This is a genomic window from Syntrophorhabdaceae bacterium, assembly GCA_028698615.1.
Classification (GTDB): Bacteria; Desulfobacterota; Syntrophorhabdia; order Syntrophorhabdales; family Syntrophorhabdaceae; genus Delta-02.
On the sequence record JAQVWF010000020.1, the window covers coordinates 26,965 to 43,080 of the forward strand.

The window sequence follows — 16,116 nt, forward strand, 5'->3', positions numbered from 1 at the left end:
TGACTATCCGGGATCTTTCCATTAGAATATACCCCATACCATATGTTTGAGAAACTACAGGAAAGATTTGAGTCGACCTTCAAGAAGGTTCGAGGGTACGGAAAGCTCACCGAAAATAACATAAAGGACACCTTGCGCGAGGTGAGGGTGGCCCTCCTTGAGGCGGACGTAAACTTCAAGGTGGCCAAGGATTTCCTCGAGAAGGTCCGGGTAAAGGCGACGGGCGAGGAGGTGCTTACGAGCATCACCCCCGGTCAACAGTTCGTGAAGATCGTCTATGACGAACTTTGCGACGTTCTGGGGAGCGCCAATAAGCCTCTGGATGTGGCCGCAGCGCCGCCCGTTTCCGTCATGCTCATCGGTCTTCAGGGTTCGGGTAAGACGACAACCTCCGCAAAACTTGCGATTCACCTTCGCAAGATGGGTCGCAGGCCGCTCCTTGTCCCCTCGGATATCTACCGGCCGGCGGCCATCGATCAGCTTGTCACACTGGGAAAGCAGATCAATGTGGAAGCCTTCACCATGGACGTGGTCAAGGACCCGGTAACGATCTGTAAAGAGGCAAAGGTTTATGCCACACGGAACGGCTACGACACCCTGATCGTCGATACCGCAGGTCGCCTTCATATCGATGACGGCATGGTTGGTGAACTTGTCGAGCAGAAAAGGCTTCTCAACCCGAAGGAAACACTCCTTGTCCTCGATGCAATGACCGGTCAGGACGCCGTGAGCATAGCGGGAGTTTTTAACGAAAAGCTTGGCATAGATGGCATAATACTCACCAAGCTCGACGGCGATACCCGCGGTGGCGCTGCCATATCCATCAAGGCGGTGACGGGCAAGCCCATCAAGTTCATCGGTGTCGGCGAGAAGCTGGATGCCTTGGAACCCTTCTTTCCCGACAGGATGGCGTCTCGGATATTGGGCATGGGCGATGTCGTTTCCCTCGTCGAAAAAGCGCAGGATGTCTTCGACGAGAAACAGGCCCGGGAGCTTGAGCGAAAATTTCGCAAGGACGAGTTCACCCTCGAGGATTTTCGTGACCAGATCCGCCAGATGAAGAAACTTGGTTCGCTGGAATCGATCATCGGCATGATCCCCGGCATGAACAAGTTCAAGGGTGGCATTGATTTCGCCGAGGCGGAAAAGGACATCAAGAAGACGGAGGCGATCATCAATTCCATGACCGCCAGGGAAAGGACCCGCCCCAATATTATCGACGGCAGCAGGCGGGTACGCATCTCGAAAGGGAGCGGAACACAGGTCCAGGATGTGAACGAGCTGTTAAAAAAATACATGGAAACAAAGAAGATGTTGAAGAAATTCACGAAGGGAGGCGCAAAGGGCCTCCAAAAACAACTTTTCATGAGATAGGAGGTGGGATTTTGGCTGTGAAATTCAGATTATCAAGGTTTGGTGCAAAGAAAAAACCTTTTTACCGCATTGTTGTGGCTGACGAGCGCTCCCCAAGGGACGGGAGGTTCATCGATAAGGTTGGGTTCTACGATCCGTTGAAGAACCCTGCGGAGATAAGCCTCGACAAAGACAAAATTAAAACGTGGTACGAAAAAGGTGTGAGACCGACGAGGACGGTCGAGAGTTTGTTCAAGAGAGAGGGGGTTCTTAAGGAGCTTTCATAAAACCAACGGAGGTGGATCATGTTGAAAGAGTTGATCGAGTATATTGCGAGGGCGTTAGTTGACAATCCTGAGAGTGTCAGGGTCTCCGAGATCGAGGGGGAAAAGACCTCTGTCATTGAACTCAACGTTGCCAAGGATGATCTGGGTAAGGTCATCGGGAAACAGGGCAGAACCGCCCGGGCCATGAGGACGATATTGAGCGCGGCTTCGACGAAGGTTAAGAAGAGGGCCGTCCTCGAGATCATCGAGTAATGAAATGGATCCCTGTCGGCCGAGTCGTGTCGACATCCGGCATGCGGGGTGAAGTAAAGTTCTACTATTACAACGAGGTGAAGGGAGAGTTTTTCGACCACACCTCGTTGTTTGCCCTTAAAGGCGACGAATATATTGAACTGAAGCCTGTGGGGGCAAAATACCGGAAGCGTTTTTTTTATCTCTCATTTCATGGGGTTTCGACCGCTGAGGAGGTCTCCTTCCTTGTGGCAAAGGAGCTGTTTGTCAGGGAAGCAGACCTCCCCCGGTTGGAAGACGGCGAGTATTACGAGTACCAGTTGATCGGACTTGAGGTAATGACCGCAGAGGGGACAATCCTTGGGAGGGTGCAGTCGCTGTTGCGTACCGGCGCGAATGATATTCTCCTTGTTGAAGGGGAAAGGGAACTGATGATCCCCATGGTGGAAGGATTCATCATCGATATAGACGTGAGCCGCGGCACGATCCGCGTGGACATCGAGAGACTTCTTTTATGATCTTTTCAATTCTAACCTTGTTTCCGGGGATCTTTTCATCGCCCCTTAAGGAGAGTATTCTTGGCAAGGCAGCCGACAAGGGGCTTGTCAATTTCAATATCATCAATATACGGGACTTTGCCGATGATCCCCATCGCTCATGCGATGACACGCCCTACGGGGGCGGGCCGGGAATGGTCATGAAGGTGGAACCTATCTACAGGGCCATAGAGCATGTGAAAGAGGCTTCTGGAAAGGCGAAGTTTGTCCTCCTGACGCCCCAGGGACGCAGGTTCGACCAGTTCACCGCCGAGCGGTTCGCCCGTTCGCCCCATATTTGTCTTGTGTGCGGTCGTTACGAAGGTGTCGACGAGCGCGTGCTCGACCACATCGATGAAGAGATATCCGTGGGGGACTATGTCACGTCCGGCGGGGAGTTCCCGGCGCTCGTTCTCATCGATGCCGTCTCCCGCTTTATCCCCGGGGTTCTCGGAAACGATGAATCGGTGTCGGCGGAGAGTTTCAGGGAACCTCTCCTGGAATACCCCCAGTACACAAGACCGGAGACATTCATGGACTCATCGGTGCCGCCCGTTCTCCTTTCGGGGAACCACGAGGAGATACGGAAGTGGAGGCGTAAAGAGGCGATCAGGAAAACGGTCCTCAAACGTTCCGACCTCCTCCAGGGATTTCAGGCCAGCGAGGAGGACCGCAGGTTCATGAGAGAGATCATGGAGGAATTCCCTGAATAGCGTCAGCATAGGAGTCATTCATTATCCCGTCTATGACAAACGCGGAGACGTCGTGGCAACGAGTCTTACGAATTTGGAAATACATGATATGGCAAGAACTTGCATGACTTTTGGCATAGACTTGTGCTATATTGTGTCACCTCTCGCCCGACAGCGGGAGATAGCGGAAAGACTGGTCCATCACTGGGTAGACGGATACGGGGCCACGTACAACCCCGCACGGGGAGAAGCCCTTAGAAGGGTGAGGATAAGTCCGGACATCGATACGGTGCTCAAGGATTTCGGCAGCGGCCGGCGGCCCTTGATCATCGGTACGTCCTCTCGGAAAAGGGAGGCAAAAACGATGTCCTCCGGTGACTTCCACGATCTCGTCACGAAAGGGCAGCAGCCGGCCCTTGTGCTTTTCGGCACGGGCTGGGGCCTGGCGGAGGAAGTTGTGGATCTTTGCGATAGAATGCTTGAACCCATCAGCGGCGCGGGCGACTACAATCACCTTTCCCTTCGCGTCGCACTGGGTATTATTCTGGATAGAATTTTTAGTGAAAGAGGAGGGCACCATGAATGAGATGATCGATATGCTTGAAAAAGAAAATATGAGGCTCGATCTTCCCGAGGTCGGGATAGGCGATAACGTAAAGGTTTATACGAGGATCTTTGAAGGAGAGAAGGAAAGGATCCAGATATTCGAAGGCGTGGTTATCCGCAGGAGGGGTGGAAACACGAGGGCCTCGTTCACGGTTCGGAAAGTCTCCTACGGCGTTGGCGTTGAAAAGACCTTTCCCATGCATTCGCCCCTTATCGACAGGATTGTAAGGGTGAGCAAGAGCAAGATCAGAAGATCAAAGCTGTACTACCTGCGCAATCTTAGAGGAAAAGCGGCGAAGCTTAAAGAAAAAAGGGATTAGCAGAAGAACGATGATCTGCCGGCTGACAGGTCTCGTGGGTGGAATAGATGAGGCCGGACGGGGTCCGCTCGCCGGCCCGGTGGTTTCGTCCTGCGTGATCTGGGAAAAAGTGCCGGAAAATAAGAACGGGGTGACCGACTCAAAGCTCCTGACCCAGAAAGAGCGAGTCGGTCTTTTTTCGTGGATAATGGACAACGCGTTGAGTGTCGGGATAGGGATGGCAAGCCGTGAAGAGATCGACGCCATGAACATCCTTAACGCCAGCCTTCTTTCCATGGAGCGTGCTTTGCTGGCAACGGGGATGGATCCCGATGTCGTGCTCGTGGACGGCAACCGGGGGCTCAGGAACTACCCCAGGGCGCGCCCCATTGTTCGCGGAGACAGGAAGTGTTTTTTCATGGCCAGCGCCTCCATCGTGGCCAAGGTTGTCCGTGACAGGGCCATGGATGCATATCACCGTGTCTATCCGAACTACAACTTCAAGGACAACAAGGGGTACCCGACAGCGCAACACAAGGCGGCTATCAGGGAATTCGGTATAACCCCCATCCATCGAACAACCTTCAGGGGGGTAAAGGAATACTGTGATCGATAAGCGGGTGACAGGACAGGAAGGCGAAGACCGTGCCGCGGCCGTCCTGAAAAAGGAAGGCTATCGTATCCTTGCCACGAACTTCAGAAGTCCCTTTGGAGAGATCGATATCATTGCCGAAGAAAGCGGCTGCCTTGTTTTCGTAGAGGTCAAGAGGCGCAGGGGCCGCAGCTTCGGCGTTTCCCTCGAGGCCATAGACGCCCGCAAGAAACTGCACATCATACGTTCCGCCCAGGTTTATCTCAAGAAGAACCGATGCATCGACCGGCGCATTCGCTTCGACGTGGTCGGTATCGACGGCGATACGGTCCGCGTGATACGGCATGCCTTCGGAGAGGAGCAAACACGATGGTGACAGATCGGTGTGCCCGATATTCCATTCAATGCTCATCCATCCTTCGCCGGAATGATGAAAAAGCTTTGCTCAGTTGGGGGCTGTTGTGCTTTGCTTGGGGGAGGCTCCAGTGATTGACGAAAAGATCATGACGCTTCTTGCCGCGGTCAGAGACGGGCGTATTTGCGTCGAGGATGCATACGAGCGATTCAAGGATATGCCCTATGAGGACCTGGAACACACCAAGGTCGATCATCACCGGCTGCTTCGGAAGGGTGTTCAGGAGGTTGTTTTCGGTGAGGGGAAGACGCTCCCCCAGCTTTACGACATCGTGGGTTCCTTCAGGCAGAAGGACCTGGACGTGCTTGTGACACGCATTGATTTCGCAACAGGCGAGGCTCTCACGGAAAGGTTTCCCGAGGGGACATACAACACGGAAGCCCGGTGTTTTTTTGTTCGCAGGGAGCGTCCGGCCGAAGGCAAGGGGATGGTTCTTGTGATATCTGCCGGAACCAGTGATTCGAAGGTGGCGGAAGAGGCCTACGTGGCCTCGACCTTTTTTGGCAATGATACGGAAAAGCTTTGTGATGTCGGTGTGGCGGGCATCCACCGGCTGTTTCAGAACTTGCCGATTCTCAAGAGGGCCCGGGTCATTATCGTGGCGGCGGGCATGGAGGGGGCCCTTCCATCCATTGTGGCCGGCATCGTGGGCGTGCCCGTGATAGCCGTTCCTACGAGCGTCGGATACGGGGCGAGCTTCTCGGGGCTGACGGCGCTTCTCGCGATGCTCAATTCCTGCTCCACAGTAGGCGTCTTTAACATAGACAACGGTTTTGGCGCAGCATACTTTGCCACACTTATTAACCGGTTATGAAGATACTTTACATAGACCCCGTATTCGGGATAAGCGGCGACATGATGATCAGTGCCCTCGTCGATGCCGGTGTCCCCTTTGATGCGCTGAAAGAACTCGTCGGAAAGGTATCGCCCGATGCGCCTTCGATGAAGCCGGTGCGGCTCACGCAAGGTGTCATAAGCGGCATTCACCTTGAGATAGGAGAGTCGGACAGGTATTACACCATATCCGAGATGGAAGAGGTCATAAGCGGCATCGACGCCGACAAAAGGGTGAGAGATGACGCCCTGGGCATGCTGTCCCTCATCGTGTCGGCGGAATCCAGGATACACGGTGTTTCCCGCGATGAGCTTCACCTCCACGAACTATCACATATCGATACGATCATAGATCTTCTGTGCGTTGCATATGGTGTCAGGTTTCTCGGGCCGGATAAGGTTTTCTGCGGGCCCGTGCCCTGCGGCAGCGGCACCATCACCACTTCCCATGGCCCGATACCCAACCCGCCACCGGTGACATTGGGAATTCTTGGGGGCCGCCGTCTCGTCTTTTACGGAGAGACCCTCGAGTTGACCACCCCGACGGGGGCCGCTATCGTTGCCTATTACGCGGAGCCGCGGGGCAGCGCCCCCGCCTTCAGGACTATCCGAGAGGGGTATGGTGTCGGGACATACGAGTCTTCGCGGCCCGATGTCCTCAGGATCTTTGTTGGCGAAACGGATGAACCTGTCTATGACCAGGAGGTCGAGGTCATCGAGGCGGACCTTGACGACATGGAAATGGAATACATGGGCGCTGTAGCCGAAAGGCTCCGCGAGGCGGGCGCTCTTGACGTCCTCTTTTTTCCTGTCTTCATGAAAAAGGGAAGGATGGGCATGAGGCTCAGTGTCACGGTCGACCGGAGCGGACTGGAGAAGATCATCGATATGATATTCGCCGAAACGACGACGTTCGGCATGCGTTTCCGCACCCACATGAGGCGCGTGTTGAGGCGGGAAGAGGCGAGCGTAGAGACCTCACTGGGGCACGTCCGCATAAAGAAAGGCTTCGATGGTTCCGGCAGCCTCATCAAAACACACATCGAGTTCGACGACGTCAGATCCATCGCCGACGCCAGGGGCATCCCTTACCGCGAAGCGCTCGAAGCGATCAAGAAGGAAATAGAAAACGGGTAATGTAAAATCATTTCTAACCCGGATGTTTTAGAAAAAACCGTATATCCTTTACGCTGTCCTTTTGGATGATTTCCGCTATTCTGGCCTGAATGTCTATCTTCATATACCGTAGTTGAGTAAGCCACATGGGGTCGTCTACCTCGACATAGAGGATGCCCCTGTCGATGCGCACCGGCTGGCAGTGAGAAGCCATCTTCTCACCGGCTATCCTGTCCCACATCGCAAAGAGCTTGATCGACTCGAGGTCGTTGATGCGATACCCTTTCAGGACCTTGGCAAGGGTCTTCTGCAGGGATATGAAGGCCATTTACGTTTCTTCTATGCGGGGGAAGATGGGCGGTATCTTGTCGATAGGACCGATGTCCGAAGGGGTATAGAACCGCATCTCCTCTTCGAGATCGCTTGACTCGATCTGCCCTCCGATGCCCAGGGCCTTCCAGATAAGCTGGGATTTGCGGGGCATGAAGGGATAAAGCAGGACCGCCGCGATCCGTATGCCGTTCCAGAGATTGAACATGACCGTCTTGACGCGGACGTCGTTTTCCTTCGCCAGTTTCCACGGCGCCTCGGAGTCTATGTACTTGTTGAGGATGGATATGATCTCGAATACACTGTGGAGGGCCTTGTGGAAGGCGAAGGCCTCCATTTCCTTTTGATACTCCGCTATGAGTCTCATTGCCGCGGCTTCGACGTGATCGTCCATGCCGGCTTTCCGCTCCGGTCTCTCTATCGTTCCCTTGAGGAATTTGCCGATCATCGTTACGGTGCGGCTCGTCAGGTTGCCAAAATCGTTTGCCAGATCGCCGTTGATGCGGTGAACGATGGCATGTTTCGAAAAATCGCCGTCGAGTCCGAAGGGGACTTCGCGGAAGAGAAAGAAGCGGAATTCATCGACGCCGTAGGCATTGACAACTTCATGAGGATCCACGACGTTGCCCAGGGACTTGGACATCTTCTGGCCCTCTATGGTCCACCATCCGTGAGCGAAGATGTGTCTTGGGGGTTCAAGGCCGTAGGACATGAGGAAACTGGGCCAGTAGACGGCGTGGAACCGGAGGATATCCTTGCCGATGAGGTGGGCATCACATGGCCAGAAGGATTTGAATGCCTCTTCGTCTTCAAGAAAGCCGACGCCCGTGAGATAATTGGTCAGCGCGTCGAACCAGACGTAGACGATATGATGGTCGTGTGAGGGAACCTTTATTCCCCAGTTGAAGCTTGTCCTGCTCACCGAGAGGTCGCGCAGGCCGCCCTTTACGAAGCTGGCCACCTCGTTATAGCGTACCTCGGGCATCACGAAATCGCGATGCTGTTCCATGTGGTCGAGCAGGGGCTGGGTGTATTTTGACAGACGAAAGAAATAGCTCTCTTCCTTGAGCTTCTCCGGTTTGCGCAGGCAGTCCGGGCAAAGGCCGTCCTTGAGCTGCATCTCCGTGTAATACCCCTCGCAGGGAACGCAATACCAGTCTTCGTATTCGCCCAGATAGATGTCGTCTTTTTCCCGGACCTTCTCGAAGATGTGCTGAACCACCTTTTTGTGGCGCTCTTCCGTTGTTCTTATGAACCCCGTATTGGATATGTTGAGGACCTCCCAGAGGTCGGTGAAACGGTTGACCATGGAGTCGGCGTGTTCCTGCGGGTGGATGCCCGAGAGGGCTGCGGCTTTTTCCACTTTCTGCCCGTGCTCATCCGTTCCGGTCAAAAAGAAGACACGGTAGCCGCGGAGTCTCTTGTAGCGGGCCATGATGTCCGCCGCTATTGTCGTGTATGCATGTCCGATGTGAGGGACGTCGTTGATGTAATAGATGGGTGTCGTTATGTAGTATTTCTTATCCATGATGGGATCTCCGAAGCCTCAAGCTCTTCTCGTCAGGTCATTGGTCGTTATCTTCTTGTTTGGTTATTGGGATCTGGTCATTGGTCGTTATCTTCCTGGTTGGGTTATTGGAATTTGGTGATTGGTTATTGTTCTTCCTTTGACCATTGTTCTTCTTCGGCCCGCGGTGGTCGCCCGGGCCGGACTGCCTGTCCCTTGCCTGACCCCTGGAATTGTCATGTTTCGGCTTGTTTTGTTCCGGTGGGCTTAACTGCCTCTCTCTTGACTGTCCCCTGTCGTTGTCGTTCTTCGGCTTGCTCCTGTCGGCGGGGCTTGTCGCCGGCTGATTGCCCTTCGGCTGTTCCGCTATGGAGACATCCTTGAGGGCCAGCGCTATCTCCTTGCCCTCATCGAGTTGAACGGAAAGGGTTGCGTTGAGGGCGTTGTGCTTCACGACCTTGCCATCACCCTGGGGCGTGGTGACGCGCTTACCTATTCTGGGAAAGTTCTTTTTCAAAGAGAGGTATGTCTCGTACTCATAGGCGAGGCAGCACATGAGCCTTCCGCAGATGCCGGATATCTTTGAGGGGTTGAGCGCAAGGCCCTGTTCCTTCACCATCTTGATGGACACGATGGAGAAATTATTCAGGAACCTCCTGCAACATACGGTATTGCCGCAATTCCCCAGGCCGCCGACTATCTTCGCCTCGTCTCGTACGCCGACCTGCCTTAGCTCGATCCTTATCTTGAATTCCTTCGCCAGTTCCTTGACGAGTTCCCGGAAATCAACCCTGTTCTCGGAGATGAAATAGAAAAGAAGTTTTGTGCCGCCAAAGAGATACTCCGTGGAAAGAAGCTTCATGGGGAGGGCCATTTCGTCGATCTTCCTCTTGCAGAAGTCGAATGCGTACATTTCCTTTTCCTTCAACAGGAAGTGGTCCTCAACTTCCTGCTCTGTGGCCTTCCTGCCGATCTTGGCCAGATCCTCCCTGGCCGTGTCTACGGGCTCGGATATGACGGTGCCGAGGCAGGTTCCCTTGTCAAGTTCACTGATGACATAGTCGCCGATCTTTATATCGTCGACGGCCTCCAGTTCAACGACTCCGGTCAGCCTGTCGATATTGACGTAACAACTTTTCATTGCCTATTCCCTCGCAACGTGAATGAGAAGATTTTCGAACATCAGCCAGCGGTTAACATTATACCTCATTACGCGAACAGTTTCCTGTATTCTTTTCAGCGAGTCTTCTATCCATACGAGGTCGCCATGGGTCTCGTCGAGGATTTCCCCCAGGTCGGTGTTCGTGATGAAGGACATCTCGCCGGTGACCTTTCTTACGAAGAGGTCCCTGAAGAAGGAAAGGAGGAACGTCAGGTACATGGAACTGCTTCTATCTGTCGTGGATGCCTTTTCTGCCAGCGATGAAGTGAGAACAAAACCTTTCATTCTCCCCGAGAGCGCCTCTGCCATCCTGACCCTGAGAGAGAAGTTGCCCTCGTCGAGCCAGAACAGACCGTTGCCGATGCTGCCGAAAGAGATGGAGGCCAGAAGTCGCGCCCGGTCGGGGTCGATGTGGGCCCGGTCAGAAAAGTAGAGTTCGAGCTGTCCCCGGGAGAGCGGCGAAAAGGCGACACGGGTGCACCGCGAGCGGATCGTCAGGGGAATCTCGCGCTCCGAGGAGGTGATGATGAAGAAGTGGTTGTAGGGCGGGGGTTCCTCCAGTGTTTTCAGAAGGGCGTTCGCCGCCTCCGTGGTCATCGTTTCCGCGTTATCGATGACAATGATCCGTCTGTCCTGCTCAAAGGGGCGTTCCGAGACCTCCTTTGTGATCATCCGGGAGTCGTCTATGCCTATGGAACCTTCATTCTGGATAAGGACAAGATCGGGGTGGACTCCCCGGTCGAGTTTCATGCAGGGGCGGCATTTTCCACAGCCCGTTCCGGCCTGGCAGAAAAGGCGCCCGGCAAACTCCATGGCCGTTCTTCTCTTGCCGATCCCTTCCTGGCCGCAGAACAGAAAGGCGTGGGGGATATTCCCGCTCTCTATAAGAGAGTTCAGAAAACGCTTTTGCCTCTCGTGGCCGATGATGTCTTCAAACGCCATAGCTCTTCAGGACGTTGTTTGTCTTCTCTCTGACGATCTCGTGGATTGCCTCCACCTTGAGCGAGCCGTCGACGACAAAAAACCTTTTGGGATCTTCCTTGGCGAGTTTCTCGTAAGCCTTTTTCACTCTCTGATGGAAGGAGATGTCCTCCTCCTCTATTCTGTCCATTAGGGATGCCGCGGCCTTGCGTTTGAGCCCCCTTTCGGCGGTCACGTTCATGAGGATCGTAAGATTGGGACGTATGCCTTTCGTTACGAGCCTGTTGAGGGTCTCGATCACCCCCAGGTCGATCTTCCGGCCGTATCCCTGGTAAGCGTACGTCGCATCGATGAACCTGTCACAGAGGATAACCTTGCCGTCCTGGAGCGCCGGGAGGATGACCTCCTCGACATGCTGTGCCCTCATGGCCATGAAAACGAGAAGCTCCGACAGAGGATCGACATCCATGTTGTTCTTTAAAAGGACCTCCCGCAAGGCCTCGCCGAAGCCGGTACCGCCGGGCTCACGCGTCTTGACCACGGAATGGCCCTCCCCGGAGAGGTAATCGCTCAGGAGTTCGATCTGTGTTGTCTTGCCGCTTCCCTCGATGCCTTCAAAGGTGATTAACATGGGCCTCCTATTTTTGTGCGCGCTCGATGTATTGGCCCGTTCTTGTATCGACTTTGACCTTATCGCCCTCCTCGACAAAGAGGGGGACCTGCACGGTGTAGCCAGTTTCGAGGATGGCGGGTTTTGTGGCATTCTGGGCGGTATCGCCCTTGATGCCTGGTTCCGTCTGGGTAATGGTGAGAATGACGAAGTTCTGGATGTCGACGCCTATCGTCCTGCCTTTGTAGAAGAGGACCGTTATGACCATGCTTTCCTTGAGATAGTTCTTTGTGTCTCCGAGATTGTCCTCTTCAATGAAGATCTGATCGTATGTAGCCTCATCCATGAAATGGTAGTTGACACCTTCCTTGTAGAGGAACTGCATCTGTTTCTCTTCCACATCGGGGACTTCCGCCTTGTCGCCTGACCTGAATGTCTTGTCGAGGACATTGCCCGTAATGAGGCTCTTCATTCGGGTCCTGACGAAGGCGCCGCCCTTGCCCGGCTTAACGTGCTGAAATTCGACAATGGTGAACGGTTCGTCATCCTGGAGAATTCTGAGACCCTTCCTGAATTCTGTTGTGTCGACGATCATATATTTCCTCCTGCGATCTTCCGCCTGTGTGCGTATTTACATCTTTATCATGTCTTTTCTGATGTGAGTAAGAACCTGCGGTCTATCTTTTGTTATTAGTACCATATCTTCAAGTCTGACGCCACCGATATTCGGCAGATATATGCCGGGCTCGATGGTAATGACCATGTTCTCTTCCAGTATCGCCGCAGCCGCGCTGTTGATGCTCGGGGCCTCGTGAACGGCGATTCCCACACCGTGGCCGACGCCGTGGCGAAAGAGATCGCCGTAGCCGTGCTCTTCGATGTAGCCCCTTACGATGCTGTCGAGGTGTCTTACGGCCATGCCTGCCGTGGCTTTTTCGATGCCCAGTTTGCGTGCGTCATTGACAATTGTGTAGATCTCGGAAAGCTTGTCCGGTGTGTCTCCGAGACACACGGTGACCGTCTCGTCGCTGCAGTATCCGTCCACGGCGGCGCCGTAGTCTATAATGACCGTTTCGCCCTCCCTGAGCCTCTTGTCGCCGGGCTGTGCATGCGGCAGAGCGCCCCGCGGACCGGAGGCAACAATGGTCTCGAAGGAGGGGCCCTGCGCCCCGTGTCTGCGCATGGCATGGTCAAGCTCATCGGCTATTTCCTTTTCCGTTCTTCCAGGCGTCACGAGTTCGAGGATGTCCTTAAAAGCATTCGTTGCCGCCGCGATGGCTTCCATGATGGCGGTGATCTCCTCCGGCTCCTTGTTCCTTCGTATCTCCTCGATGGCATTGCTCATGGGGACGAGACTGATGCCGACAAGGCTCTCAGCCCAGGTTCTGTAAACGTTGTACGGGACATGCGCGCCATCGAAGCCCAGTTTTGAAACCTTGTATTTCGTGCAGAGCTCGTGGATGGCGTCACGCTTCGGTTTTATCTCTTCTATGTGGATGTCGCGCACAATCTCTCTGGCGTGCGTGATATAACGAAAATCGACAACGAGCACGACATCGCCCCGGGTGACAAAAAGACTTCCCTCGGAGCCCCTGAAGCCCGTCAGGTAAAAAATGTTGTCCATGCCCTTGAGGACACAGCCGTCGAGCCCCGTCTCACTGAGGAGACCCTGTACCTGTTCTATCCGTGATTGGCGTGTCATTACCATATTTTCGTTTTCAGGACGCTGCGCAATATCCCGGGTTTTTTATGACCGGCCTTCCATTCCTTCTTGAGGCTGGCAAGGCGTTTCTTATACACCTCGTTGTGCGGTTCTGTTCTTACCAGTTCGGCATAGATCTCGATGGACCTTTCGATGTGTCCCTGATCCAAATAGATGTCCGCCAACGTGACGGATGCGATAACCGGTTTGTCCATAAGCCATAAATATATGAATATATTGGACAAAAAGCAAGGAAATAAAGACATGTCGCAGGTTTCATGTTCCAGGTTTCATGTTGGAAACGCCTTAAGACCTGAGCGGCTGGAGGAGCTTCGTACTGTAATAGATCCCGCGCTTTGTTGCGCTGATGACGCCGCCCGTGATGCCCGTCTGCTCCATTATCTTCTCCATGAGGACGGAGGCGAGGTGGCGGGGGCGGCAGGTGTCGTACTGGTTGAGGACTATGGTGCGGTCGAGGCCGGCGGTGTTCTTGAGAAGTGCGTCTTCACGAAAGAGGCGGAGAAAGATATCGGGATATAGCAGTCGCGGCGGTTCGGTCCCTGTGGCGCGCTTGAAGAGTTCGTGGCGGAAGACCACGTTCTGGAAGGGCTGGAAAAGGGCGTCGAGGCCGGCTACTATGAAAACCTTTTCCGAGAAAGAGGGAATGACGGGCTCGTATTCCGCGGGGTACTTAAGGGGATGGCCTTTTGCGCCGTCTGCTTCGATGAGCACGACATCGAACTCGTTGCCGAGGGATTCAACCTCTTCGAAGGAGAGGGCTGTCAGTTTGCCCTTTTCGAGGGTCTTGCCGATATGCATGAAGGGCGTGCGGCACTCTGTCTTCGCCCGGTCGTCAAAAAGCTCGAAAGGCTCCACGGCGAATATCTTTGTCGTCGTGGTGACGGCGACGGACCTTTTTACCGCAAGGCATGAACGGGCGAGGCTCTCAATGAGGCTTGTTTTTCCGCCTCCCCCGACGAAAGAGGCGAACTTTATGCCCCCGACGAGCCTCCCGGGGTCATTCGTCCTTTGAATATGCCACATAGGGGAGGGTTCTGATGCGTTTTACCATCTCAAGGACGCGGTCCCTGTCGCGTTCTTCCACGTAGAGGGATGCGAAGCCTTTCTGGAGGATGAAAAGGCCGTCGTAGGCCGTGTCCCTGTGTTCCTTGATGGTGTATGGTATGTCCTCTCTATCGAGAGCGTCCTTGATCATGTCCATTTCAAAAATGCTCTCGATGGTATGGACGTTTATCTCTCTACTTCGGTCCATTCGCGGCGGCGGGTTTCTGGAGCGATCCCCTGTCGGCGGGGCCCACCCAGATCTCGAGTTCAGTTTGAAATGCGCCGCGGGATATCTTGATATTGCACATCTTGTCATCCTTCGCGTAATTCATGACGATGTCTTTGTACCTGAAACTGTTAATGTATCTCCAGCCGTTCTTGGCCATGTTGATCTTGAAATAGCTCTCGACGGAGGAGGGATCGACGTTGCCGCTGAAGACAATGACTCCCGCTTTGAAGGTGGGGGTCTCGTAGACGAAGCTGCGCTCGTTGACGATCTCGACCTCTTTCGGCACAGGCACGTCGGGGAAACCGTAGAAGGCCTGATTGAAGCCCTGGCTCTTGGGGGCCGGCGCAGGTTCAGACGACTGTTTCTGGAAAGCGGCGCATCCGGCACATATCAGGGACAGCGCAAAACACAGGATCATGATCTTTTTCATACATTCCCTCCCTTGTTGTCTCTTTCAAGATACGCATATGCACTATGGTTGTGTATACTCTCGAAGTTCTCCGCCTCGATTGCAAACCACCGGACATTTGTGTCCTGAGTTAATCTCTCAGATATGTCTCTTACCACATCCTCGACGAACCTGGGATTGTCGAAGGCGTGCTCGGTTATGAACTTCTCGTCTTCTCTCTTGAGAATAGAGTATATATCACTGCTTGCGCTTCTTTCTACAATACCGATGAGGTCCTCGATCCAGAAGAACCTCTTCGTATGCACATCCACCTTTGTGATCCCTCTCTGGTTGTGAGCCCCCCGCTCGCTTATCTCTTTGGAGCAGGGGCAAAGCGTGTTTATCGGGACGGAGACGGAGACGACAAATTCGGTCATGGTACTGTCCGCGTCCATGGATCCCTTGAACCCGCACTGATATTCCATGTAGCTCGGGGTCTTCGAGACGGGAGCCTCCTTCTTGATGAAGTAGGGAAAAGAGACGGACATATGGGCGGCTTCCGCATCGAGCCGCATCTTCATTTCCTTGAGGATGTCGGGGAAATTCCTCATGTTGATCATGTTCTTATATTCATGGAGGATCTCGACGAACCTGCTCATGTGGGTCCCCTTGCAGTGATGGGGAAGGGTTACATACATGTCGATGGTGGCGATGGTATTTTGGTGACCGTTCGCCCTGTCGAGGACGATTATGGGGTACTTGACGTTCTTGACGCCCACCTTGTCGATCTCAATCTCACGGCTGTCATGCATGCTCTGGACGTCGGCCATTTTTTTTCTATCGTTCATAGGACGCATAGGCCCTTTCCGATTCCCAGACCCTGACCTCCCTGACGGAGACGCGCTCGCCGCCCGTGCGCCTATCCATCTCCGAGAATATATACATGGCGATGTATTCGGCGGAGCTGGCCCGCTCTGCGAAGAAGGGTATGTCGTTGATATACTTGTGGTCGAGGATATCGAGAACCTCCTGGAGGTCCGCCTTGATGGTCTGGAAATCAACGAGCATCCCGTCATCCCCCAGGCGATCGCCGCTGATGAAGACCTCCACGGTAAAATTGTGGCCATGCAGCTCCTCGCATTTGCCCTTATACCCAACAAGGCGGTGCGCGGCCGCAAATGAATCCTTCACGCAAAGTGTGAACATGCCATAATCTATCGTTTGGAGGGGGGAAAGTCAAG

24 protein-coding genes are annotated in these 16,116 nt (G+C 54.0%); 11 read left to right on the forward strand and 13 right to left on the reverse strand.

The annotated features are described in order from the left end of the window. The first annotated feature begins 42 nt into the window (after positions 1-42). The 11 genes from ffh (at position 43) to larC (ending at position 6,982) form a co-directional block, all read left to right on the forward strand. Positions 43-1,374 (forward strand): signal recognition particle protein, encoded by a 1,332-nt coding sequence (gene ffh, locus PHC90_08650; GenBank protein ID MDD3846417.1) that lies wholly within the window; start codon positions 43-45, stop codon positions 1,372-1,374. Positions 1,375-1,385: 11 nt separating this feature from the next. After that, positions 1,386-1,640 carry a 30S ribosomal protein S16 gene (gene rpsP, locus PHC90_08655; GenBank protein MDD3846418.1) on the forward strand — a complete coding sequence of 85 codons (255 nt, stop codon included), beginning with the start codon at positions 1,386-1,388 and terminating at the stop codon, positions 1,638-1,640. An 18-nt stretch (positions 1,641-1,658) separates the two neighbouring features. Continuing rightward, positions 1,659-1,892, forward strand: coding sequence for a KH domain-containing protein (locus PHC90_08660; GenBank protein ID MDD3846419.1), 234 nt, complete (start codon positions 1,659-1,661; stop codon positions 1,890-1,892). Next, positions 1,892-2,389, forward strand: a complete 498-nt coding sequence (gene rimM / locus PHC90_08665) for a ribosome maturation factor RimM (GenBank protein MDD3846420.1) — start codon at positions 1,892-1,894, stop codon at positions 2,387-2,389. The genes PHC90_08660 and rimM overlap by 1 nt, the downstream gene beginning before the upstream one ends. Next, positions 2,386-3,120 (forward strand): tRNA (guanosine(37)-N1)-methyltransferase TrmD, encoded by a 735-nt coding sequence (gene trmD / locus PHC90_08670; protein MDD3846421.1) that lies wholly within the window; start codon positions 2,386-2,388, stop codon positions 3,118-3,120. Before rimM ends, trmD begins: the two co-directional genes overlap by 4 nt. 7 nt (positions 3,121-3,127) lie before the next feature. Beyond that, the gene (locus PHC90_08675) at positions 3,128-3,685 is read left to right on the forward strand and encodes an RNA methyltransferase (protein MDD3846422.1); all 558 of its coding nucleotides are present in this window, start codon (positions 3,128-3,130) and stop codon (positions 3,683-3,685) included. Then, a complete protein-coding gene (gene rplS / locus PHC90_08680; GenBank protein MDD3846423.1) occupies positions 3,678-4,025 on the forward strand; it encodes a 50S ribosomal protein L19 in 348 nt (115 codons plus the stop codon). Before PHC90_08675 ends, rplS begins: the two co-directional genes overlap by 8 nt. Before the next feature lie 10 nt (positions 4,026-4,035). Beyond that, on the forward strand, positions 4,036-4,620 hold the full coding sequence (locus PHC90_08685) for a ribonuclease HII (protein MDD3846424.1): 585 nt from the start codon (positions 4,036-4,038) through the stop codon (positions 4,618-4,620). Then, positions 4,610-4,972 (forward strand): YraN family protein, encoded by a 363-nt coding sequence (locus PHC90_08690; protein ID MDD3846425.1) that lies wholly within the window; start codon positions 4,610-4,612, stop codon positions 4,970-4,972. The genes PHC90_08685 and PHC90_08690 overlap by 11 nt, the downstream gene beginning before the upstream one ends. Positions 4,973-5,081: 109 nt before the next feature. Further along, entirely contained in the window at positions 5,082-5,825 is a 744-nt protein-coding gene (gene larB, locus PHC90_08695) for a nickel pincer cofactor biosynthesis protein LarB (protein MDD3846426.1), read from the forward strand. Continuing rightward, complete coding sequence (gene larC / locus PHC90_08700; protein MDD3846427.1) at positions 5,822-6,982, forward strand: nickel pincer cofactor biosynthesis protein LarC; 1,161 nt, start codon at positions 5,822-5,824, stop codon at positions 6,980-6,982. Before larB ends, larC begins: the two co-directional genes overlap by 4 nt. 13 nt (positions 6,983-6,995) lie before the next feature. Here the strand turns inward: larC and PHC90_08705 are convergent, their stop codons facing one another. The 13 genes from PHC90_08705 to queD form a co-directional block, all read right to left on the reverse strand. Then, positions 6,996-7,289 (reverse strand): DUF721 domain-containing protein, encoded by a 294-nt coding sequence (locus tag PHC90_08705; protein ID MDD3846428.1) that lies wholly within the window; start codon positions 7,287-7,289, stop codon positions 6,996-6,998. Next, complete coding sequence (gene metG, locus PHC90_08710; protein MDD3846429.1) at positions 7,290-8,819, reverse strand: methionine--tRNA ligase; 1,530 nt, start codon at positions 8,817-8,819, stop codon at positions 7,290-7,292. A gap of 37 nt (positions 8,820-8,856) precedes the next feature. After that, complete coding sequence (ricT, locus tag PHC90_08715; GenBank protein MDD3846430.1) at positions 8,857-9,939, reverse strand: regulatory iron-sulfur-containing complex subunit RicT; 1,083 nt, start codon at positions 9,937-9,939, stop codon at positions 8,857-8,859. A gap of 3 nt (positions 9,940-9,942) precedes the next feature. Beyond that, a complete protein-coding gene (locus PHC90_08720; GenBank protein MDD3846431.1) occupies positions 9,943-10,902 on the reverse strand; it encodes a DNA polymerase III subunit in 960 nt (319 codons plus the stop codon). After that, complete coding sequence (tmk, locus tag PHC90_08725; GenBank protein MDD3846432.1) at positions 10,892-11,512, reverse strand: dTMP kinase; 621 nt, start codon at positions 11,510-11,512, stop codon at positions 10,892-10,894. Before tmk ends, PHC90_08720 begins: the two co-directional genes overlap by 11 nt. Positions 11,513-11,519: 7 nt before the next feature. Then, the gene (gene efp, locus PHC90_08730; protein MDD3846433.1) at positions 11,520-12,086 is read right to left on the reverse strand and encodes an elongation factor P; all 567 of its coding nucleotides are present in this window, start codon (positions 12,084-12,086) and stop codon (positions 11,520-11,522) included. A 36-nt stretch (positions 12,087-12,122) separates the two neighbouring features. Next, entirely contained in the window at positions 12,123-13,193 is a 1,071-nt protein-coding gene (locus PHC90_08735) for an aminopeptidase P family protein (GenBank protein MDD3846434.1), read from the reverse strand. Next, positions 13,193-13,408 carry a hypothetical protein gene (locus PHC90_08740; GenBank protein MDD3846435.1) on the reverse strand — a complete coding sequence of 72 codons (216 nt, stop codon included), beginning with the start codon at positions 13,406-13,408 and terminating at the stop codon, positions 13,193-13,195. The genes PHC90_08735 and PHC90_08740 overlap by 1 nt, the downstream gene beginning before the upstream one ends. A gap of 91 nt (positions 13,409-13,499) precedes the next feature. Then, the gene (yqeC, locus tag PHC90_08745) at positions 13,500-14,237 is read right to left on the reverse strand and encodes a selenium cofactor biosynthesis protein YqeC (protein MDD3846436.1); all 738 of its coding nucleotides are present in this window, start codon (positions 14,235-14,237) and stop codon (positions 13,500-13,502) included. Continuing rightward, positions 14,212-14,466, reverse strand: a complete 255-nt coding sequence (locus PHC90_08750) for a hypothetical protein (GenBank protein MDD3846437.1) — start codon at positions 14,464-14,466, stop codon at positions 14,212-14,214. The genes yqeC and PHC90_08750 overlap by 26 nt, the downstream gene beginning before the upstream one ends. After that, on the reverse strand, positions 14,453-14,917 hold the full coding sequence (locus tag PHC90_08755; GenBank protein ID MDD3846438.1) for a hypothetical protein: 465 nt from the start codon (positions 14,915-14,917) through the stop codon (positions 14,453-14,455). The genes PHC90_08750 and PHC90_08755 overlap by 14 nt, the downstream gene beginning before the upstream one ends. Continuing rightward, on the reverse strand, positions 14,914-15,723 hold the full coding sequence (gene folE2, locus PHC90_08760; protein ID MDD3846439.1) for a GTP cyclohydrolase FolE2: 810 nt from the start codon (positions 15,721-15,723) through the stop codon (positions 14,914-14,916). Before folE2 ends, PHC90_08755 begins: the two co-directional genes overlap by 4 nt. Continuing rightward, positions 15,713-16,081, reverse strand: coding sequence for a 6-carboxytetrahydropterin synthase QueD (gene queD / locus PHC90_08765; protein ID MDD3846440.1), 369 nt, complete (start codon positions 16,079-16,081; stop codon positions 15,713-15,715). Before queD ends, folE2 begins: the two co-directional genes overlap by 11 nt. Positions 16,082-16,116 lie beyond the last annotated feature (35 nt).

Excerpts from the sequence above, each read along its gene's own strand:
- PHC90_08740 (MDD3846435.1), bottom strand. The coding sequence starts at position 13,408 with ATGGACAAACCGGTTATCGCATCCGTCACGTTGGCGGACATCTATTTG.
- PHC90_08705 (MDD3846428.1), bottom strand. The coding sequence starts at position 7,289 with ATGGCCTTCATATCCCTGCAGAAGACCCTTGCCAAGGTCCTGAAAGGG.
- larC (MDD3846427.1), top strand. The coding sequence starts at position 5,822 with ATGAAGATACTTTACATAGACCCCGTATTCGGGATAAGCGGCGACATG.
- rimM (MDD3846420.1), top strand. The coding sequence starts at position 1,892 with ATGAAATGGATCCCTGTCGGCCGAGTCGTGTCGACATCCGGCATGCGG.
- PHC90_08685 (MDD3846424.1), top strand. The coding sequence starts at position 4,036 with ATGATCTGCCGGCTGACAGGTCTCGTGGGTGGAATAGATGAGGCCGGA.
- PHC90_08735 (MDD3846434.1), bottom strand. The coding sequence starts at position 13,193 with ATGACACGCCAATCACGGATAGAACAGGTACAGGGTCTCCTCAGTGAG.
- rplS (MDD3846423.1), top strand. The coding sequence starts at position 3,678 with ATGAATGAGATGATCGATATGCTTGAAAAAGAAAATATGAGGCTCGAT.
- tmk (MDD3846432.1), bottom strand. The coding sequence starts at position 11,512 with ATGTTAATCACCTTTGAAGGCATCGAGGGAAGCGGCAAGACAACACAG.
- ffh (MDD3846417.1), top strand. The coding sequence starts at position 43 with ATGTTTGAGAAACTACAGGAAAGATTTGAGTCGACCTTCAAGAAGGTT.
- efp (MDD3846433.1), bottom strand. The coding sequence starts at position 12,086 with ATGATCGTCGACACAACAGAATTCAGGAAGGGTCTCAGAATTCTCCAG.
- PHC90_08750 (MDD3846437.1), bottom strand. The coding sequence starts at position 14,466 with ATGGACCGAAGTAGAGAGATAAACGTCCATACCATCGAGAGCATTTTT.
- PHC90_08660 (MDD3846419.1), top strand. The coding sequence starts at position 1,659 with ATGTTGAAAGAGTTGATCGAGTATATTGCGAGGGCGTTAGTTGACAAT.
- PHC90_08755 (MDD3846438.1), bottom strand. The coding sequence starts at position 14,917 with ATGAAAAAGATCATGATCCTGTGTTTTGCGCTGTCCCTGATATGTGCC.
- queD (MDD3846440.1), bottom strand. The coding sequence starts at position 16,081 with ATGTTCACACTTTGCGTGAAGGATTCATTTGCGGCCGCGCACCGCCTT.
- metG (MDD3846429.1), bottom strand. The coding sequence starts at position 8,819 with ATGGATAAGAAATACTACATAACGACACCCATCTATTACATCAACGAC.
- folE2 (MDD3846439.1), bottom strand. The coding sequence starts at position 15,723 with ATGAACGATAGAAAAAAAATGGCCGACGTCCAGAGCATGCATGACAGC.
- PHC90_08720 (MDD3846431.1), bottom strand. The coding sequence starts at position 10,902 with ATGGCGTTTGAAGACATCATCGGCCACGAGAGGCAAAAGCGTTTTCTG.
- ricT (MDD3846430.1), bottom strand. The coding sequence starts at position 9,939 with ATGAAAAGTTGTTACGTCAATATCGACAGGCTGACCGGAGTCGTTGAA.
- trmD (MDD3846421.1), top strand. The coding sequence starts at position 2,386 with ATGATCTTTTCAATTCTAACCTTGTTTCCGGGGATCTTTTCATCGCCC.
- yqeC (MDD3846436.1), bottom strand. The coding sequence starts at position 14,237 with ATGTGGCATATTCAAAGGACGAATGACCCCGGGAGGCTCGTCGGGGGC.